This window comes from Archangium violaceum, from assembly GCF_016859125.1.
In the GTDB taxonomy this organism is placed as follows: domain Bacteria; phylum Myxococcota; class Myxococcia; order Myxococcales; family Myxococcaceae; genus Archangium; species Archangium violaceum_A.
Genome location: NZ_CP069338.1, coordinates 6,144,036 through 6,160,369 on the forward strand (window position 1 = coordinate 6,144,036; position 16,334 = coordinate 6,160,369).

General features: G+C 66.7%; 17 protein-coding genes. 8 read left to right on the forward strand and 9 right to left on the reverse strand.

From position 1 onward, the window contains the following. Positions 1 to 222: 222 nt before the first annotated feature. The 3 genes from JQX13_RS26340 to JQX13_RS26350 form a co-directional block, all read right to left on the reverse strand. Positions 223 to 744: a hypothetical protein gene (locus JQX13_RS26340; protein ID WP_203411657.1), complete on the reverse strand. Its 522-nt coding sequence runs from the start codon at positions 742 to 744 to the stop codon at positions 223 to 225. A gap of 272 nt (positions 745 to 1,016) precedes the next feature. Beyond that, on the reverse strand, positions 1,017 to 2,819 hold the full coding sequence (locus JQX13_RS26345; protein ID WP_239015189.1) for a tannase/feruloyl esterase family alpha/beta hydrolase: 1,803 nt from the start codon (positions 2,817 to 2,819) through the stop codon (positions 1,017 to 1,019). A gap of 607 nt (positions 2,820 to 3,426) precedes the next feature. Continuing rightward, positions 3,427 to 3,690 (reverse strand): hypothetical protein, encoded by a 264-nt coding sequence (locus JQX13_RS26350; protein ID WP_203411659.1) that lies wholly within the window; start codon positions 3,688 to 3,690, stop codon positions 3,427 to 3,429. A 228-nt stretch (positions 3,691 to 3,918) separates the two neighbouring features. On the opposite strand from JQX13_RS26350, the gene JQX13_RS26355 reads away from it, so the two are divergent. From JQX13_RS26355 to JQX13_RS26370, 4 genes are all read left to right on the forward strand, one after another. After that, a complete protein-coding gene (locus JQX13_RS26355; protein WP_203411660.1) occupies positions 3,919 to 4,143 on the forward strand; it encodes a hypothetical protein in 225 nt (74 codons plus the stop codon). Beyond that, positions 4,116 to 4,649, forward strand: coding sequence for a hypothetical protein (locus tag JQX13_RS26360; RefSeq protein ID WP_203411661.1), 534 nt, complete (start codon positions 4,116 to 4,118; stop codon positions 4,647 to 4,649). The genes JQX13_RS26355 and JQX13_RS26360 overlap by 28 nt, the downstream gene beginning before the upstream one ends. A gap of 189 nt (positions 4,650 to 4,838) precedes the next feature. Next, the gene (locus tag JQX13_RS26365; protein ID WP_203411662.1) at positions 4,839 to 5,195 is read left to right on the forward strand and encodes a YgaP family membrane protein; all 357 of its coding nucleotides are present in this window, start codon (positions 4,839 to 4,841) and stop codon (positions 5,193 to 5,195) included. 125 nt (positions 5,196 to 5,320) lie between these two features. Then, positions 5,321 to 5,698, forward strand: coding sequence for a hypothetical protein (locus JQX13_RS26370; protein WP_203411663.1), 378 nt, complete (start codon positions 5,321 to 5,323; stop codon positions 5,696 to 5,698). A 169-nt stretch (positions 5,699 to 5,867) separates the two neighbouring features. On the opposite strand, the gene JQX13_RS26375 is transcribed toward JQX13_RS26370, so the two are convergent. After that, positions 5,868 to 6,233: a winged helix-turn-helix transcriptional regulator gene (locus JQX13_RS26375; protein ID WP_239015190.1), complete on the reverse strand. Its 366-nt coding sequence runs from the start codon at positions 6,231 to 6,233 to the stop codon at positions 5,868 to 5,870. A 65-nt stretch (positions 6,234 to 6,298) separates the two neighbouring features. Here JQX13_RS26375 and JQX13_RS26380 point away from each other — a divergent pair, with 65 nt between their 5' ends. Both JQX13_RS26380 and JQX13_RS26385 read left to right on the forward strand, forming a co-directional pair. Further along, the gene (locus JQX13_RS26380; protein WP_203411664.1) at positions 6,299 to 6,514 is read left to right on the forward strand and encodes a hypothetical protein; all 216 of its coding nucleotides are present in this window, start codon (positions 6,299 to 6,301) and stop codon (positions 6,512 to 6,514) included. After that, on the forward strand, positions 6,511 to 7,293 hold the full coding sequence (locus JQX13_RS26385) for an SDR family oxidoreductase (protein WP_203411665.1): 783 nt from the start codon (positions 6,511 to 6,513) through the stop codon (positions 7,291 to 7,293). The genes JQX13_RS26380 and JQX13_RS26385 overlap by 4 nt, the downstream gene beginning before the upstream one ends. A gap of 162 nt (positions 7,294 to 7,455) precedes the next feature. Here JQX13_RS26385 and JQX13_RS26390 read toward each other — a convergent pair whose 3' ends face one another. The 3 genes from JQX13_RS26390 to bla form a co-directional block, all read right to left on the reverse strand. Further along, positions 7,456 to 8,070 (reverse strand): TetR/AcrR family transcriptional regulator, encoded by a 615-nt coding sequence (locus tag JQX13_RS26390; RefSeq protein WP_203411666.1) that lies wholly within the window; start codon positions 8,068 to 8,070, stop codon positions 7,456 to 7,458. A gap of 133 nt (positions 8,071 to 8,203) precedes the next feature. Further along, a complete protein-coding gene (locus JQX13_RS26395; RefSeq protein ID WP_203411667.1) occupies positions 8,204 to 8,854 on the reverse strand; it encodes a tetratricopeptide repeat protein in 651 nt (216 codons plus the stop codon). A gap of 144 nt (positions 8,855 to 8,998) precedes the next feature. Beyond that, complete coding sequence (bla, locus tag JQX13_RS26400) at positions 8,999 to 9,754, reverse strand: subclass B1 metallo-beta-lactamase (RefSeq protein WP_203411668.1); 756 nt, start codon at positions 9,752 to 9,754, stop codon at positions 8,999 to 9,001. Positions 9,755 to 9,967: 213 nt separating this feature from the next. Here bla and JQX13_RS26405 point away from each other — a divergent pair, with 213 nt between their 5' ends. Beyond that, complete coding sequence (locus JQX13_RS26405; protein WP_203411669.1) at positions 9,968 to 11,170, forward strand: DUF1624 domain-containing protein; 1,203 nt, start codon at positions 9,968 to 9,970, stop codon at positions 11,168 to 11,170. 4 nt (positions 11,171 to 11,174) lie between these two features. On the opposite strand, the gene JQX13_RS26410 is transcribed toward JQX13_RS26405, so the two are convergent. Further along, entirely contained in the window at positions 11,175 to 13,235 is a 2,061-nt protein-coding gene (locus tag JQX13_RS26410) for a TonB-dependent receptor (protein ID WP_203411670.1), read from the reverse strand. Between the two features lie 185 nt (positions 13,236 to 13,420). Between JQX13_RS26410 and JQX13_RS26415 the strand changes: the two genes are divergently transcribed. Then, positions 13,421 to 14,356 carry a methionyl-tRNA formyltransferase gene (locus JQX13_RS26415; RefSeq protein ID WP_203411671.1) on the forward strand — a complete coding sequence of 312 codons (936 nt, stop codon included), beginning with the start codon at positions 13,421 to 13,423 and terminating at the stop codon, positions 14,354 to 14,356. A 25-nt stretch (positions 14,357 to 14,381) separates the two neighbouring features. On the opposite strand, the gene JQX13_RS26420 is transcribed toward JQX13_RS26415, so the two are convergent. Then, positions 14,382 to 16,280, reverse strand: a complete 1,899-nt coding sequence (locus JQX13_RS26420; RefSeq protein ID WP_203411672.1) for an ATP-binding protein — start codon at positions 16,278 to 16,280, stop codon at positions 14,382 to 14,384. Between the last annotated feature and the right edge of the window lie 54 nt (positions 16,281 to 16,334).

Here is a 16,334-nt window from a genome sequence, read left to right on the forward strand (position 1 = left end):
AGGAAGGAGCCGATGAGGGAGAGGACGTCGGGAGTGGACCAGGCAGAACTGCTGAGGAGGAGGTTCGACTTTCGACGTGTTCGCCTGCGTGAGGTGTGGCGGCAGGCTCGAACATCCTCAACGGCCAGCCCATCCCCATCCCCTGTGTGCAATCCGCCGGACTGGGCCGTATGCACCCTGTGGGCCAGAGCCAGGTCCCGGAAAGACTTGAAGAGAGAGCGGTTATCCGTCTACGCCGAGCCTTGTTCTCGCTCGAGTCCTTCGTTTCGAGTCCTTTGACACCGTCTCGGCGCACTGGCCGGTGAGGGTGGCCGCGACCTCCCGGGACATGGTGCGCCAGGTCGCGTAGGAGCGGCGGAAATGCTCCTCCGGGGGCTGCCCGATTCCGAAGGTGTGCAGGATCGTGTCCATCTCCTCGCGGCTCCACGGCGTGTCGAATCGGAGGTCGTACAGCACCGCGAGCATCCGAAACCTGCCCTGGCGTACCGCGGGCTCCGCGGCGAACGCCTCGAATGCCTCGACCCCCGGCCAGTACAACGCCATGCCCTGGTAGCCGATGCCGTCGAGCAACGCGATCTGTTCGGAGGCCGGTCTCGAATCGATGGTGAAGTTGAAGGCGCCGAAAGGAATCTCGAGCGGCACCGTCTCCGGGACGGGGCTGCATCCCAGCGTGAGGCCGAGGAGTGCGGCCAGGGGAGACCCTGAATGCGCGTGGGAGTACCGGAAGGACGGACTGTCATTCACGGGAGCCTGGCTCAGGCCCGCGGGTAGAATGCGAACGCGCAAGAGCCGGGAATGTGTCAAAGGAATCGTTTCGTTGATGCCTCACACTGACGATTCCTCTGACACCTGTAGAGCGAGGCTGCGCACCTTCGCGAAGTTGATGCGGGAGACGAGCCCCGCGGCCATCGCGGTTGCCACGGATGCGAGAAGGGTGTGACGAGGGATTTCCTGGACCCGAGCCTTCTGCGCTTCGGGGAGCTCTCCGAAGCGCAGGTGGGTACCTGATGGGAGGACTACCGCACGTATGAGTACTCGTCGAGCCGGGCGCAGGTGTAGTTCGACGCCAGGGTCGTATCGCTGCTCGTGGTGCTTGTGAACTTCGGGTAATAGGGGAAGTAGCACACCGGCCGGCTGCCGAGGTTGTTGGCACCCGCATCGGTCATGGTCAGCGTGTTGCGTGGAGCGATGCCCCGCTCAACCCAGTTCTCCAAGGCCGTCAGCCAATCGACGCTCGCTTGGAAGTAGCCATGGCCGTGACCAAAACCCGGGAGGAGGTAGAAGCTGTAGAAGTCGTCCACCACCCCGTTGGAGATTCGAACATTGCCGTTCTGGGTCACCTTCGCGTTGGTCGTCGCGTCATTGCTCCCCCAGAAGGGGTTCTGACCGAGGTACCTGCTATTGCCGACGAACTGCCCGGTCATGCGAAGGTAGAGGTCAATGGAGTTGTAGGGTGTGATGGAGACGTCCGAGTTGCCATGGTAGTGGATCAGCTTGCCACCCCTGGCCCTGAAACGCCTGTAATCGACGCTGCTGGTGTCAATCCAGCCGGACAAGGTCTTGACCCGGTCGGCGTACTGAGAAAAATCGAAGTCGATGACCTGACTGGGGTTGGTGACGAGGCTCTGGGTGATGAGCTGGACCTGTCCAACGGAGGGCATCCTGTACTGGAAGGCGTCATACGAGGTCGCGCTGGTTCCAAAATCCTCGTTGAAGACGCCGTGGGCAGGGTCGGAGGCGATCACCGCGCCATCGAGGAAGGGCCACCTGCCGTAGCTCGCCAGGCCGCCATCAACGGTGATTCCGGGAGGCAGGTTGTACCGGGAGCTCAAGCGCGTGAGGGTCTCGATCTGGGGATCCGACAGGCAGGTCTCACCCGTTCCCGGGGCGGCACCGCCCGCGCAGCGAAGGGGATTGCTGGTGTCATGCTTCGTCAGGCGTGCCGTGTAGGCCCGGCAGGTGGGGTGCCCTGGATTGCTGACGACACGATCCGTCGCGCCGTCGAGGGCATCACATACACTGACGATGGCATCCGTCAGCGCCGTGCTCTGAGCCCGGCTGATCCAGCCCTCGCCCGCCTGGCTGGGATATGAATACCCGTTGGCGGCGGTGTGGGCACCGTAAAGGGCCTGGGAGTAGTCGATGGCTCCCGGGTGCATGGTGTACAAGTTATAGGCAGGGAAGCCGGAGATGACGCCGTTGAAGTCCTCGGGGTAGAAGTTGGCGGCGATGAGCGCCTCGTGCCCGCCCTGGGATCCCCCCTGGAAGTAGTTGAACCAGGGGAGGGTTCCATACCGGGCCCTGGTGATGACCATGGCCACGTCATGGGTCTTCTTGATCTGCTCGCGTCCGAAGTTTCTCGCCGACTCGCTGTTCCAGAGCTGGTTGTCCGCCGTGTGCCCACTGTCGCTGGCCAGCGTCACATAGCCCCGGGCGAGGGCACTGCTGATGCCGTTGGCGCTAGCGATGTCGATGGCGGGAATCCTGCCAATGTGGCCCTGGAGATCCGGAGCCTCGTCTTCCAGCGCTTCCTTGTGCGCTTCGCTGCGCACACCGACGCGGAAGTCAAATCCGCAAGCCAGAGCGAGGGCGCGCTCGTGCCGCAACTTCGGCACCTGACTTCTGACCACGATGTCCTGTAGGTCGTCCGTGTACGTGTCGAAGTTGTCGGTCTTGACCTCCCACAGCGTGCGCGTGGCCAGTTGCAGCGCGTCGAAGTTTTTCCCATTCACGAACACATCCCTGCCGGGGAAACTGTTGTTCGGAATTCTGTCGGCGCACTTGCCGTGCAGTTTATTACCGCCAAGGTGGTACGGCACTGGGTCGGGCTCGCACCTGGGGCGATCTCGCTCCGTGACTTCGACAGGCCCAATGGGAGGGAAATCCGGCCCTTTTGGCTCCGGCTTGGGCCTTTTTTCGGCGAGGGTTTCTGCGGAGCGGGCGCTGTTTCAGGCACGGGCCGCGTTTCAGGCGCGGGCCTTACCTCGGGGCGCCCCCTATCCAGAGCATACGCATCCAGCGCCTCTTTTATGACGAATCCCACCACCACCACGCTCGCGACGACTACCGTTCCCACGACGAGCTCCGGCGCCGCCAAGACACAGAGTCCGACGCCCACGGCAGCGGCACCCGCTGAGGCGACCGCACATCGTCCCGTGGTGTCGTGAAATTCGATCCGGTCATGATTGAGGGCATGAAAAAGCACCGCTCGGCCAGCACGGGCCAGGGCTCGGAAGCCTCCTGGACGGCGCTCCGCCCCCCATCCGTCCAGGGCAGCGTCGCCGCTCGCTGGAGGTTGGCGAGCCTCGGGTCTCGGGCCGCTGACTCTCTTGGGCTCGGCGCTGACGTAGCGCAGGCCGAGACATAGAGCAGAAGTGCGATGCACGCTCGGAAACGCATGGCCACGTCCTCCAATCGAGTCAGGACCTATCGGGTCCTGACGGGTCCGTTCGGAGCATGACGGCGCGCCCCGACTCGAGGAGGCTCGGAGGGTACACGAACAAGGCCGAACAGCAGCTGCACCTGAGCGTCGTCGTAGTTCGTGGCGTACCGGTCGATCCCGACGACGTCGACGTAGCGGGACATGATGCGCCAGTCCTCTTCGTTCTCCCACCAGTTGATGACGATCCAGAAGCCCATGTACAGGTGGTGGGGGTCCAACGCCTTCACGGTACTGACAGGAGTCGCCAATTCTCGAGCTTCACGTGTTGCGAGTTGTGCGGCTCTCGCAGCTTTCAAGCTGCCAATTCTTTATTTACGAGAAACGCAGAGGAGGAATGGGGGCCTTGTTGAGGCGGTCTTTACCCATCCGCCAGGCGCGCACGCGTCCAGCCTCCAGGGGCATCGCCGCTCCTCACGCCTACCGAGCGGCGACGCTACCCCTGAAAGAACTTGCTTCAGATGGCTTAGAGTCCGCCCATGCATTCTCGATGTGGCATCTGCGGGGCTTCACTCCAGGAGGGGGATGTCCAGCCGGAAGCGCTGTGCGTGAGGTGTTCCACCTGTGGTGGGATTTACGGGCTGCTGCGCTCGGAGGCCGAGGCGCTGCTCGCGCGCGCGGGCCGGGTGCCGCCCGCGACGGGCATTGGGCGCAAGTGGATGATGGCTGGGAACTGGTGCGTGAGGGCGACGTCCTGCACGTGAGCTGGAGCTGGGGTGGGGATCCGGTGTCCATCTGCATGAACGCCCTCATGGCGATTGGTTTCGGAGGTCTGGGCCTGGCGGGGCTCCTGGGGGAGTTCGAGGTTCCCGCGCGCCAGGCGCTGGTCCCCTGGAGTTTCCTCGTCATGAGTCTCTTCCTCGGGTACGAGGTGCTCCTGCGGCTCGTCAACCGCACGAGTGTCGAGGCCTCGCCCCGGACGGGGATCTCCGTCCGGCATGGTCCCCTGCCCTGGTTCGTTCTTCCGAGCGTGGTGGAGGCGCGGGACCTCTACCAGCTCTATGGCCAGAAGTGCGCGGAGCTCGTTCGGGGACGAATCCGGCAGGTGTATCAGCTGCGGGTGTTGTGCCGGGATGGCCGCAGCCGCAAGCTCGTCTCGAAGGAGCTCTCGGCCGAGCAGGTGCTCTTCCTGGAGCGCACGCTGGAGGCGCACCTGGGGGTGAGGGATGCCCCCGTGCCCGGCGAGCTCAAGGCTGAGAGTGTGTCCTGAGAAGGTGTCAAAGGACTCGAACGTCCCCTTGGCCCCGGGTGCTCCCCCGGGACCGGCAGGTAGACACCCGGTTTGGGCTTGCTTGGATACCCAGCCTGGCTTGGGAGCCCTCAACGAGACGCTCGTCAGCAGGCATGCTTCTGTCGCCTCCCGGCCGGAGTCCCCACTGTCTCCTCGAGGAGGCATGCCATGAAGGAGAACGTCGGCAGCTGGGACCGCATCCTGCGCGGCATCGCCGGTCCAGGGCTTCTGGCCGTGGGCTACCTCCGGATGCGCGGTCGCGAGGGGCGGCTTCCGGGACTGGTCGCGATGATGGGCGGCGCACTCATCGCCGAGACAGCCATCACCCGGGTGTGTCCCCTCAACCGGATGCTGGGCCTCGACACGCGACGGGGCGCGCAAGCAAGGAGTCGAGCACGACCTGCGGCTGTGCGGCTTGCTCCATGGATTGCGCGTCCACAGACATCAGACACCCCCAACCCGAGCTTCGAGGAGGAGCCAACATGGATGGGACCCGGAGAAGCGACCCCATCGTTCGTCGGTTGACGGCTCTCATCATCATCCAAGGGGTGCTGCTTGCGCTGATGCTCGTCACGGGAATCTTCGCCCTTCGAGCCCTGGCTGAGGTACGGCAAGCCGTGGGGCGCTTCCCCCGCGAGGAGCTTGGGCAGATGGCAAAAGCCCTCGAGCGCACGGACGACCTCGCGCGGCAGCTCACTGCGCGGCAGGAGTCGCTCGCCACGGCGCTTGACCACAGGGCGGACCAGACGCTGGCCGAGATCAAGCGTCTTCGTCAGCGCCGTCAGGAGCTCGCGGGAGTGAAGGGCGGACCCATCGACACCGCGGCCCAGGCCATCCAGATGACGCAGCTCATGGCGGACGAAATGCTGGTGCTGCTCGACCACGTCGCCTGGTCCCAGAGGGGAATGGCACAGGCACTCAAGCCCCTGGAGGTCCAGCGCGAAGTCCTGGGGACCGGGGGCTCCGGGGCCTCGGACGAGGCACCCAACGGTGGGGCTGGTCAGGGACAGAAGCCCGGGACGCGCTGACGCCCTGGAAAGCTCCCCCAAGCAGGGGCAGAGCCGAAGCCAGAAGCGGCGAGCCGGGCGTCTGAGGCAGCGGCGAAGGCGGAAGCGAAGAAGGCGCGCACGCCGCGACTGGATGGGGCCGGGCTGCTGCGCAGGAGCTTCGAGCTCGACGTGTTCGGATGCGCGTTGCTCACGGAGCCTTCGAAGCGCGACGCGGCCGCTTCGGTGTCGGGCGCTTCTCGGCCCACGTGAGCAGTTCGTCGAGCGCCGGGCAGAGCGACTGCCCCCAGTCGGTCAGGTGGTACTCGACCTTGGGCGGCACCTGCGCATGGACGATGCGCGCGACGATGCCGTCCTGCTCGAGCTGCCGAAGCTGTTGGATGAGCATCTTCTGCGAGATGGCCGGGATGGCTCGCTCGAGGTCCGAGAAGCGGAGCTTCTTCCCGCCGAAAAGCTGAAACAGGATGACCAGCTTCCAGCGCCCTTCGAGCATCTGGATGGCATCCTCGATGCCGCTGGCTGCCGTCGCGGGCGTGTGATGGTCGTGCTTACCCAAAGGTATGTACCCCACTATTTCGTGCGTTCTTGCTCGTTTTAAACCTATTCGTTAGAGAATGGGCGATGCAAACGAACCGCACCACCTCCATTGAATTGCCGGCGCCGATCGCCGCCTGCTTCGCGCACCAGACGACCGGCCCCGACGCTGTCGCCAGACGCTTCGCCGACGACGTGCTGGTTGCAGATGAATGTCACGAACATCGCGGCCGTGCCGCCATCACCGCATGGAACGCTGCTGCCACGGCGAAGTACGGCATGAGTCTCGAGATGTCGCCATGAGCTTCGACCTCGAACTGAAGAACCGCCGCGCGCTCGTCACGGGCGGAACCAAGGGTGTCGGTGCGGCCGTGGTTGCGGCGCTACGAGACGCAGGCGCGCGCGTCGTGACCACCGCGCGTACGGTGCCGAGCGAGGAACCGGGCGGCGTGCACTACGTCGCAGCCGACGTGACGACAGCCGAGGGTTGTGCCCTGGTCGCTCGAGAGGCGCTCGCGCATCTGGGTGGCATCGACATCCTCGTGAACGTGCTGGGCGGCTCCAGCGCCCCTGCAGGCGGCTTCGCGGCGCTTGGCGATGACGAGTGGCGTAGGGAACTCGACCTCAACCTGATGCCCGCGGTGCGGCTCGACCGCGCGCTCCTGCCCTCGATGCTGGCGCAGGGCTCGGGAGTCATCGTGCATGTCACGTCGATTCAGCACGAGCTGCCGCTGCCCGATTCGACTACCGCGTACGCAGCCGCGAAGGCGGCACTGTCGACGTACAGCAAGTCCCTGTCGAAGGAGGTGAGTCCCAAGGGCGTGCGCGTGGTGCGCGTGTCGCCGGGCTGGGTGGAGACCGAAGCGGCGGTGCGCCTCGCCGAACGACTCGCCGCGCAGGCGGGCACGGACTACGAGGGGGGTAGGAAGATCATCATGGACTCGCTCGGCGGCATCCCGCTGGGGCGCCCTGTGAAGCCGCGCGAGGTCGCCGACCTCATCGCCTTCGTCGCTTCGCCGCGCGCAGGCTCCATCACGGGCACGGAGTACGTCATCGATGGCGGCACGGTCCCCACGGCATGAGCTTGCTGGATTGGGCAGAAACCCTGCGCAATCCGGCAAGCGCCTCGGCGGGCCAGCATCTACATTTTCAACGGGCGGCCCGAGAACGTCGAGTACGTATTCGTGAACGGACGGGTGCGAAATCGGCTGGCTCTCTCGGAAGGTGACGGTGGCCCGCCGGAGTCATGAGCGGCGTGCCGGGGGAGGCTTGCCTGCCTTGGGGGAACGCAGAACGCTGGCGAGCACGAGGTCGAGCAGGGATTCCAGGCTCGCCTCGTCCGAGCTGTCCGAGTGGAGCAACTCGAAGTTGAGGACGGCGCCGAAGAGCACGCCATGGATGAGGCGGGGGTCGGCGTCTGGCCTCAGCTCGCCGCGCTCGATGGCGCGCTCGTAGATGTGCATCTCCTGGGCATCCTTCTCGTCCCGGAGCTTGAGCACGAGTTCCCCGACGGGCTCCCCCGGCCTCGCATCGAACAGCAGCCGGAAGAACCCGCGGCGTGAGGGATCGCGGGCCTGTGCGCGCAGGGCGCGGAACTGCTCGAGGAGATCTCCCCGGAGCGTCCCGGTGTCTGGTTGGGAAGGTGTCTCATCCGCGACGAGCTGCACCGCGGCCCGGATGAGCTCCAGCTTCGTGGGCCAGTGCCTGTAGAGCGTGACCTTGTTCACGCCCGCTCGCGCGGCGACCTGCTCGAAGGCGAGCTTCTCGTGGCCCACGCGGTCCAGCTCGCTCAACACGACCTCGAGTACCTTCGCCGTGAGGTTCTCGCCGCGAAGCTGCCTGGCCCGGGGCGGACGCATGGATTCCCCTGCGCTTCTGCGCCTCATGGACGTGACGGTATCCGGCCACCGGACGAATCGCAACGGTACCGTTGCGCTCTACTCCAGGTGACACGGAAGGTGTCAGCTGAGTTCTCCGAATACCTGATCGGCCTCAACGCCCTGTCAGCGCGGCACGCAGCCAACGCCACCCCGCTCCCAGGCTGGGGGAGACCCGTAGCATCGTCCCGCGCACCTGCCGGAGCATCCCGCCCTCCAGCTGCTCCGCCATGGGCTCCAGCAGCGCCATCGCCTCGGCCTGACGCCCCTGCCGCGCCAACAGCCGCGCCAGGTCCAGCCTGGGCTCGAAGAGCGTGGGCTCCAGCGCGAGCGCCTCCTCGAGCAGGGTGATGGCCTCGCGTCGCTCGTTCTTGTTCCGCAGGAGGATCCGGCCGCGCAGGAGCATCCGCACCGCGTCCGCCCGGTGCCCCCGCGCGAGGTACATCTGCACCACCTGTTGCCAGAGGCTCACCTGGGTCGGGAACGTCTCCGCCGCCTGCGTGTAGACGGACAGCGCCTTGTCGGCGAAGCCCTTGTCCAGATGGCTCTGCGCCGCGGTGCGGAAACTCTGGAGCGAGGCCTCGGGCTCGTTCACCCGGGCCAGCAGTGGCGCCAGCTTCCCATGGACGACCGGATCCTTCGGATCCGACGCCAGCGCCTTGCGGTAGCCGGCAATCGCCTTCTTGAGATGGCCCTTGGAGCGGGCGAGATCGGCCTCGGCGATCAGCTCCGAGCGCGAGGGGGGCTCTTTCTTTCCGAAGAGCATGGTGCCCCCATGGTACCGCAGCCAGGCGCCGCTCGTATGCGTTGCCACGCGAGCGGAAATTCTCACGTCGAGCAAGCGGCGCCTGGCGGGGGAATGTTGATTGTGACCCACTCGCCTCAATGACAAACGAGGTCGCGTCCTGCCTCAGTCGCGGAGTAGGGCCTGGGTGTACGTGAGCAGCTCCGGTCCGCCGGGAAGGCCGTGGCCCGGCACCACCGTGCGTACGTCCGGGTAGTGCTGGCGGAGACGTTCGAGGCTTTCGGGCCAGGCCGACACGTCCGCGTCCGCCACGTTGCCCAGCTCCTTCGCGCCGGCCTCCTTCACGAAGCAGCCGCCGAAGAGCAGGCCGCTGTCGCGGTGCCACACCACGAGGTTGTCGCGTGCGTGTCCGGCTCCGGGGAAGAACAACGACAGCGGCCCCCACTCCTGGGTGTCCGCGATGCGTTGGGCGGGCACGGGCAGACCCCGCTCGGCCGCGAGCCGCGCTGTCTCCTCGCGCGCGTACACCGGCAGGCCCTGGGCCGTGAGCGCGGGCACGCCTCCGGTCCGGTCGACGTGGAAGTGCGTCACCACCGCGGCGCGCACGGGGCGGTGCAGCGTGTCGCGGGCCCAGGCGAGCAGGTGCTCCGCCTGCCGGGCATTCCATCCGGTGTCGACGAGGAGCGAGGACTCGCCGTCCTCGATGAGCAGTCCATTGGCGGGAACCCGGCCCCAGTCCTCACCCGCGAGCGTCACATGCAGCCAGACCCCGGGCGCGAGGCGTTGAACGCGCACGTCGTCGGCCAGCACGATTTCATCCGAGGGACGGGCTGGCCGTGGTGGCTCGGTGGAAGGGGAGGGGCGCGAGGAAGCGCATGCCGTGAGCAGAAGGAGCAGGGCGTAGGTACGAAGAGCGGGCATTGGACTGGGGAGCGTACCCGCTCCTGGCCGAATTGGAGCGGGAGGGGACGGCGAGGTGGGGCGACCCTTATGGCCCTTTTCAGCAGCGCTCCTCGGCCTCGCTGTTCCTCCAGAGGCCCATGGCACGGACCGCTCCGGCCCGTATGCCACGGGTGTACTGTTTCAATATTTCGACGCCAAAGGGACGAGAGAGTGTCAACGGGAGTCAGTGTGATGGGGCAGACGGAGGCCGCTCCAGCGGGCGCGCAGCCGACGGAAGGTGTAGCCGCGGGAGGACGCGTGCTGGCGGGGCGGATCGTCACCATCGATGCCCTGCGCGGTTTCGTCATGCTGCTGATGCTCGTCGATCACGCGCGCGAGTTCTTCTACCTGCACGCGCAGGTCAGCGATCCCGTGAACGTGGCGACCACGCCGCCCGGACTCTTCTTCACCCGGCTCACCGCACACCTCTGCGCGCCGGTGTTCGTCGCGCTGACCGGGCTTTCGGCCTGGCTCTACGGTCGGCGTCGGGGTGGACGGCGTGCCGCCTCCGGGTTCCTGCTGAAGCGTGGGCTGTTCCTCGTCCTGCTGGAGCTCACGTTCGTCAACTTCGCCTGGACGTTCTCGCTCACCCCGCGGACCTACTACCTCCAGGTCATCTGGGCCATCGGGCTGTCGATGATCGCGCTGTCCGGGCTCTTGTGGCTGCCGAGGCCGGTGTTGATGGGCGTGGGCCTGGTCATCGTCTTCGGACACAACCTGCTCGATCCCATCACGCTCGAGACGGGGACGCCTGGGGGCACCGTGTGGGCGATCCTCCATGATCGCGGCTTCATCGAGTTGCCCTGGGGCGCCCGCGCGCGCACGTCCTATCCGATCCTCCCCTGGATCGGAGTGATCGCCCTGGGCCATGGAGTGGGGCCCTGGTTCACCGCTCAGCTCGGCCCGGCGGCCCGCCGGTTCAGGTTGTACTCCCTGGGCCTGGCTGCGTTGGCGCTCTTCGTCCTGTTGCGGGTGGTCAATGTGTATGGCGAGCCCGTTCCCTGGGCGCGAGGCGTAACGCCGCTCCTCACCCTGAGCTCCTTCCTGAACCTGACCAAGTACCCCCCCTCGCTGGATTTCCTGCTGCTGACGCTGGGGGTGGGGGCGCTGCTGCTCGCGACGCTGGACCGTCTGCCATCGGGGCTCCAGGCACTCCTCACCACCTTCGGCGCGGCCCCGCTCTTCTTCTATCTGGTTCACCTCTATCTGCTGCACCTCCTCAACGAGGTGGCCCTTGCCCTCTTCGGTCCCAATCAGGGGTCGCTCTTCAGCGTCCCGAACGTGCTCTCGCTCTGGGTCCTGGCCGCGCTCGTGTCGTTTCCACTTTGGTTCGCCTGTCGCTGGTTCGCGAGACTCAAGGCGCGGACCCGGAGCGCCTGGATGAGCTACCTGTGACTAATTAGAAGGTCGCCGTGGTGGAGACGTAGAAGGAGCGTCCGTCGGCGGGGTTGTAGAGGATGGCGCTCCCATCGAAGTCCCGGTACCAGATGGAGGAGGAGTACCGGGTGCCGAGCAGGTTCTTCACCTGGACGGCCACCTGGGCCCAGGACGTCAGCTCATAGGACAGGTCCAGGTTGAGCGTGAGGTAGTCGCCGTACTGGCCGAGGGTGTTCTCCTTGTCCAGGTAGTAGTCCCCCTGCGCGTACATCCAGAGCGAGGTGCGCAGGGCGGGCAGGGGCCGGTAGTCCACGCCCGCCTTGGCGCTGAAGTCCGGCACGTTGTTGAGCTCCTTGCCCTTGCGCTCGGGGAAGGCCAGCCCTGGCTCCACCTGCTCGGAGACGTGGCGGCTGAAGGCACCCCACACCAGGAGCTGCTCCAGCGGTTGGAGGTTGAGCTCCACGTCGAAGCCCTGACGCAGCGTCCGGCCCACGTTCTCCGAGTCGCCCGAGTCGTCGAACTTGAGCCGGACCTCGTTGCTCGCGTACTGCTGCCAGTAGGACACGCGCCCGGTGAGCCAGGAGAACGGGCTGCTCTTGTAACCCACCTCCCAGCCGTCGTTGAGGGAGGGGGCCAGGGGCTCGGCCTGGGTCTGATAGGCGCCGATGCCGACCCCCGTCTGGAACGTGCGGCCGTAGTTGGCGTACAGGTTGTGGCCGTACAGCGGGGTGAAGACGGCGCTCAGCTTGGGCTGCCAGATGGGGCCGGAGTCGTTGATGCCATACTCCTTCGCCTTGAGCCGGTCGCGGAAGTGGCCCGCCAGTCCGTCCACCCGCAGGGCGGCCACGAGCTTGAGCGTGTCCAGAGGCCAGGCGCGCGCCTGCAGGTAGGAGCCGAAGGTGTGGAAGCCGAAGGCCTGGTCGCGCACGGGGGCTCCGTCGCGCTCGCGCACTCGGGTGAGGTAGCGCTGGTGGAGGTTGTCCTGGAACTGGTAGTCCACGCCCCACTCGACGGAGAAGCCCTCGAGGCCCAGCTCATCGGTGCGCAGCGTGAGCACGGAGATGGCGCCGTACTGCTTCTCGTTCTCGATGCGCTCCTGCTGGCTGGACTCGGCGCTGAAGCGCACCCAGCGGTTGCGCCGGAAGCCCTGCCCGTAGGCCTTGAGGGACCAGGAGAGTGACGGGGAGAAGTCGTGGTCGACGTGCAGGCTGGCGTGCAGGTTGCGCTGCGCGCCCCCGTCGCCGTTCGCGTAGTCCACCGAGGCGATGGGGTCCAGGCGCGCCTCGTCGAGCGTGAGGTAGCCGGGGGCCCGGGCCTCCAGGTTCATGCCCCGGAGGATGAGGCCCACCCTCCAGCGCTCGTCGAGCGTGAGGAACCACTTGCCGGAGGCGGCAATCCTGTCCGTGTCCGAGTGCGCGCGGTAGCCGTTGGAGTGACGGTACGCGGCGAAGTACGTCTGGGCCAGGCGCCCGTTGTCGAAGCCCGCCATTACCTGGGGCTCCAGCGTGCCGAAGCTACCGCCGAGCAGGCGCACCTTGCGCTCGTTGCCACTGCGGCGGGTGTACACGTTGACGTTGCCGGCCACGTTGTTGAGGCCGTAGCGCGGATCGTTCGTCCCCTTGACCACCTCCATGCGCTCGATCTCCAGCGGGAAGACCGCCTTGAGATCGCTCACACCGATATGGATGTTGCTGGGGATGCCGTCGATGAGCAGCTTGGTGTGCGCGGTGTCTCCCTGGGTGCTGAAGCCGCGGATGCCCAGCTCGGAGCCGATGATGCCCTGGTTGTAGGTGTCCACGTAGACGGCCGGAGCGCGCCGCAGCAGCTCCAGGGGCTCGTTGGCGTTCTCCTGCTCGAGCTGCTCCCGTCCCAGGAGGTTGACGGAGGTGAGCACCTCGGCGCTGGAGAGCGGGCCCACGTTCCGGCCCTGCACCTCGACGACCTCGCCCAGGGAGAGGGAGATGTCCTCGCTGCCCTCGGGCGGCAGCTCCCGGGAGGGCGTGGGGGTGGGCTGCTGGGGCTGGAGGGGCTCCGCCGGCTGGGACGCGGCGAGTGCCGGCCACATCACCAGCAGTGTGGCCACGAGAGGGGAGGGGGTTCTTCGACTGTTCTTCCGCACGACTGGATCCACGGGGGTCCTCACACGCCCTTCCTGAAGCGCGCGGAACCTAGGTTGGTGGGTTTCCCTCACGCAATTACTTTTGCAAGCAGATTGCGGACATGCTCCAGGGTGCGTTACCCTCACCCCCTTGGGTTAAGATGGGCGCCATGTCCGCTGACCCACCTACCAGCGCCACCTTGCGAACCTCCGGGTGGCGAATCGCGCTGCTCACCGTCGCGCCGTCCGTGGCGTTCAACTTCACGCACTACCTGCGCGCGCGGTCCCATGAGGTGGTGGCCCTGGTCACGCCCCCCGGGCCGAGTGGCCCCCGGCCCCGGAACGCCGCGGAGTGGACCGACATGCGGCGGCTGTTCGAGGCGGCGCCCTCCTCGCTCGATGTCGTCATCGCCAGCGAGCGCTCCCACCTCGCGCCGTTGCTCTCGGCCCTGAAGCCCGACTTCCTGCTGTGCTTCTTCTTCCCCTGGCGCATCCCCCCCGAGGCGCTCGCGGTGGCGCCCCTGGGCGCCGTGAACGGGCATCCCTCGCTGCTTCCCCGCTACCGGGGGCCCAACCCCATGGGCTGGACGCTGCGGAACGACGACAAGGTGATGGGGGTGTCCTTCCACCGGATGGACGCCCACTTCGACACCGGTCCGCTGCTCGACCAGGCTCGGGCTCCCATCGAGGATTCGGACACGGAGGAGAGCCTCATGGAGAAGATGATGAGTCTTTCCTTGATGATGATGCCGCAGGTCCTCGAGCGTGTGGCCTGGGGTGATGCGGGCGAGCCCCAGCCGGAGACGGGGGTGAGCCATGCGCCCTTCTTCGAGCCCGCCTACCGCGAGGTGGACTGGCGCCAGACCGCGCGCGCCGTGCACCTCCAGGTGCGCGCCTGTCGTTTCGGCGCATGGCAGGACAAGGAGACCGACGCGCGCGCCACCCTGGAGGGCCGGCGGGTCCGGGTGCAGCGCACCCGGTTGGTGGAGGAAGGGGATGTGCGGGCCGCCCCTGGCACCGTGCTGGCGCGCGAGGGCGATGGGCTGCTCGTCCAGTGTGGTGATGCTCCCCTGTGGGTCCTGAGGCACGCACCCGAAGAGGCTTGAGGCGGGGGCTGCTCCAGACCCTGGCTCAGACCTGACGCTGGGGCTCCTGCTTCTCGCTCGGTCCCTCCAGTGGCAACTCGAGCGTGAAGGTCGCACCCTGGCCCGGCCCGGCGCTCGTGCAGGTGAGACGCCCGCTCATCTCGGTGGCCGCTAGCGCGCTGATGTGCAGCCCGAAGCCGTGCCCGGTCTTCTTCGTCGTGAATCCCTGGGTGAAGAGGCGCGCCAGGTTGTCCGGCGCGATGCCCACGCCGTTGTCGGAGACCTCGATGATGAGCCGGTCTCCCCCGGTGCTCAGCCGGATGCGGATGCTCAGCCTCTTGTCCGGGGTGTTGCTCTCCATCAGCGCATGCTGGGCGTTGCTCAGCAGATTGATGAGAATCTGCAACAGGTTGTGTCGATCCACGAGGATGGGCGGGACCGGGTCATACTCCCTCGCGATGTGGATGCCCTTGCGCTCGAACGACACGGCGTGCAGGCGCAGGGCCTCTTCGATGAGCTGCGGCACTGGCAGCCGCTCCACCACTCCGGCGGCGCGCGCGTGCTGCTGCTGCATGCTCACGATGGACTTGATGTGCTCGACGCTCTCGGTCAGCGAGCGTACCTCCGTGCGCATCGACTCCCGCTCCCTCTCCAGTTCCTCCGAGAGGGCGAGGAGATAGTCCGGGAGCTGCTGGCCTCGTGGATCCCGGGTGAGGAAGGTGCTGGCGTCCGAGGCGTGCTCACGCAGCATGCTGGCGGCCTTGCGCAAGCCAGAGACTCGCGAGTGACGCAGCCGGTCGTTCAGGAGGCCGGCCGAGATGTTGACGCTGTTGAGGGTGTTGCCCACGTTGTGAAGCACGCCGGTGGCGATCTCCGCCATGCCCGCGTAGCGCGAGACATCCACCAGGCTGCGGTGCATTTCACCCAGCCGTGTCTCCGCCACCTTGCGTGCCGTGATGTCCCTCGCGAAGAGGGTCAGCCCCGTCACCTTCCCCTCGGTGCCGAGGATGGGACTCAGCGAGATGTCCAGGACGCGGTGGACCCCTTCCTGTGTGTCCTCCTCCTCGAACCGTGAGCGCTCTCCCGCGAGCGTCTTGTCGAACAGCGTGTACCAATGCTCCTGGAGCTCCGGAGTCCTCGGGAAGACGAACCGCTGCCCGGGAACGAGCTCCTGCCCCTGGAGTTGGAGGTAGAGCTGGCGTATCGCCGCGTTGGCGGTGATGACGCGCTTCTCCGTGTCGAGCGAGCACACCAGATCATCGGTGCTCTCGATGAGGCTGAGCAGCTTGCCCTCACTTTCGCGCAGGGTCATCAGTGTCCGCTCGAGCGCCTCCAGGGCCGAGTCTCGTGAGGTGCTATGCAGCGTGCTCAGCACCCACGCGCCCATCAGGCCGACGGCCGCGGCGCCGTGCAGGACCGTGAGCTCGGAGAGGGGGATGTGGCTGGAGTAGGTGGTGAAGTGCGCCCGGAAGAGCGGATGGGCGATCCCCACGGCCACGGCGAGGAAGCTCGTGATGAGGAAGGCCAGCCGCGGCCCCATCAGGTAAGCCGCGAAGGAGGGGATGAGCATGCTCGTGGCGTGGAACCCCCCCTCGGGGTAGTTGCCCAGGAAGATGGACACGACGTACCCCACCGCCGCGGACGTGCACAGGAGCATCGCTGGCAGGAGCAGCGAGCGGGCCTTGTGCGCCAGCAGCAGCGTACCGAGGTAGCACACGGTCGCGAGGAGCGTGGGCACCGCGGCGAGCGTGAAGGGCACGAGCGATAGGTACAGCACGGAGGCCGTGAACGCGAACAGGCAGGCTCCGACCAGCACCCGGTGGCGGTGGAGCTCGGAGGAGGGGGTTTTTCGCAGGTGCTCCGAGAGGAACCAATCCAGCAGGGGCAACAGCCAGGTGTGCGGCCTTCGAGGGGTTTCGCGCTTCGGATCGGATGTGCTCGCCATGTGCATGCCGTGCTCGTCAGGAGGACTCCTGTAACGAGCACGGCCCATGGTGAG

Coding starts and splice junctions, on each gene's coding strand:
- JQX13_RS26355 (WP_203411660.1), top strand. CDS start 3,919: ATGCATTCTCGATGTGGCATCTGCGGGGCTTCACTCCAGGAGGGGGAT.
- JQX13_RS26365 (WP_203411662.1), top strand. CDS start 4,839: ATGAAGGAGAACGTCGGCAGCTGGGACCGCATCCTGCGCGGCATCGCC.
- JQX13_RS26370 (WP_203411663.1), top strand. CDS start 5,321: ATGGCAAAAGCCCTCGAGCGCACGGACGACCTCGCGCGGCAGCTCACT.
- JQX13_RS26380 (WP_203411664.1), top strand. CDS start 6,299: ATGCAAACGAACCGCACCACCTCCATTGAATTGCCGGCGCCGATCGCC.
- JQX13_RS26385 (WP_203411665.1), top strand. CDS start 6,511: ATGAGCTTCGACCTCGAACTGAAGAACCGCCGCGCGCTCGTCACGGGC.
- JQX13_RS26390 (WP_203411666.1), bottom strand. CDS start 8,070: ATGCGTCCGCCCCGGGCCAGGCAGCTTCGCGGCGAGAACCTCACGGCG.
- JQX13_RS26395 (WP_203411667.1), bottom strand. CDS start 8,854: ATGCTCTTCGGAAAGAAAGAGCCCCCCTCGCGCTCGGAGCTGATCGCC.
- bla (WP_203411668.1), bottom strand. CDS start 9,754: ATGCCCGCTCTTCGTACCTACGCCCTGCTCCTTCTGCTCACGGCATGC.
- JQX13_RS26405 (WP_203411669.1), top strand. CDS start 9,968: ATGGGGCAGACGGAGGCCGCTCCAGCGGGCGCGCAGCCGACGGAAGGT.
- JQX13_RS26415 (WP_203411671.1), top strand. CDS start 13,421: ATGTCCGCTGACCCACCTACCAGCGCCACCTTGCGAACCTCCGGGTGG.
- JQX13_RS26420 (WP_203411672.1), bottom strand. CDS start 16,280: ATGGCGAGCACATCCGATCCGAAGCGCGAAACCCCTCGAAGGCCGCAC.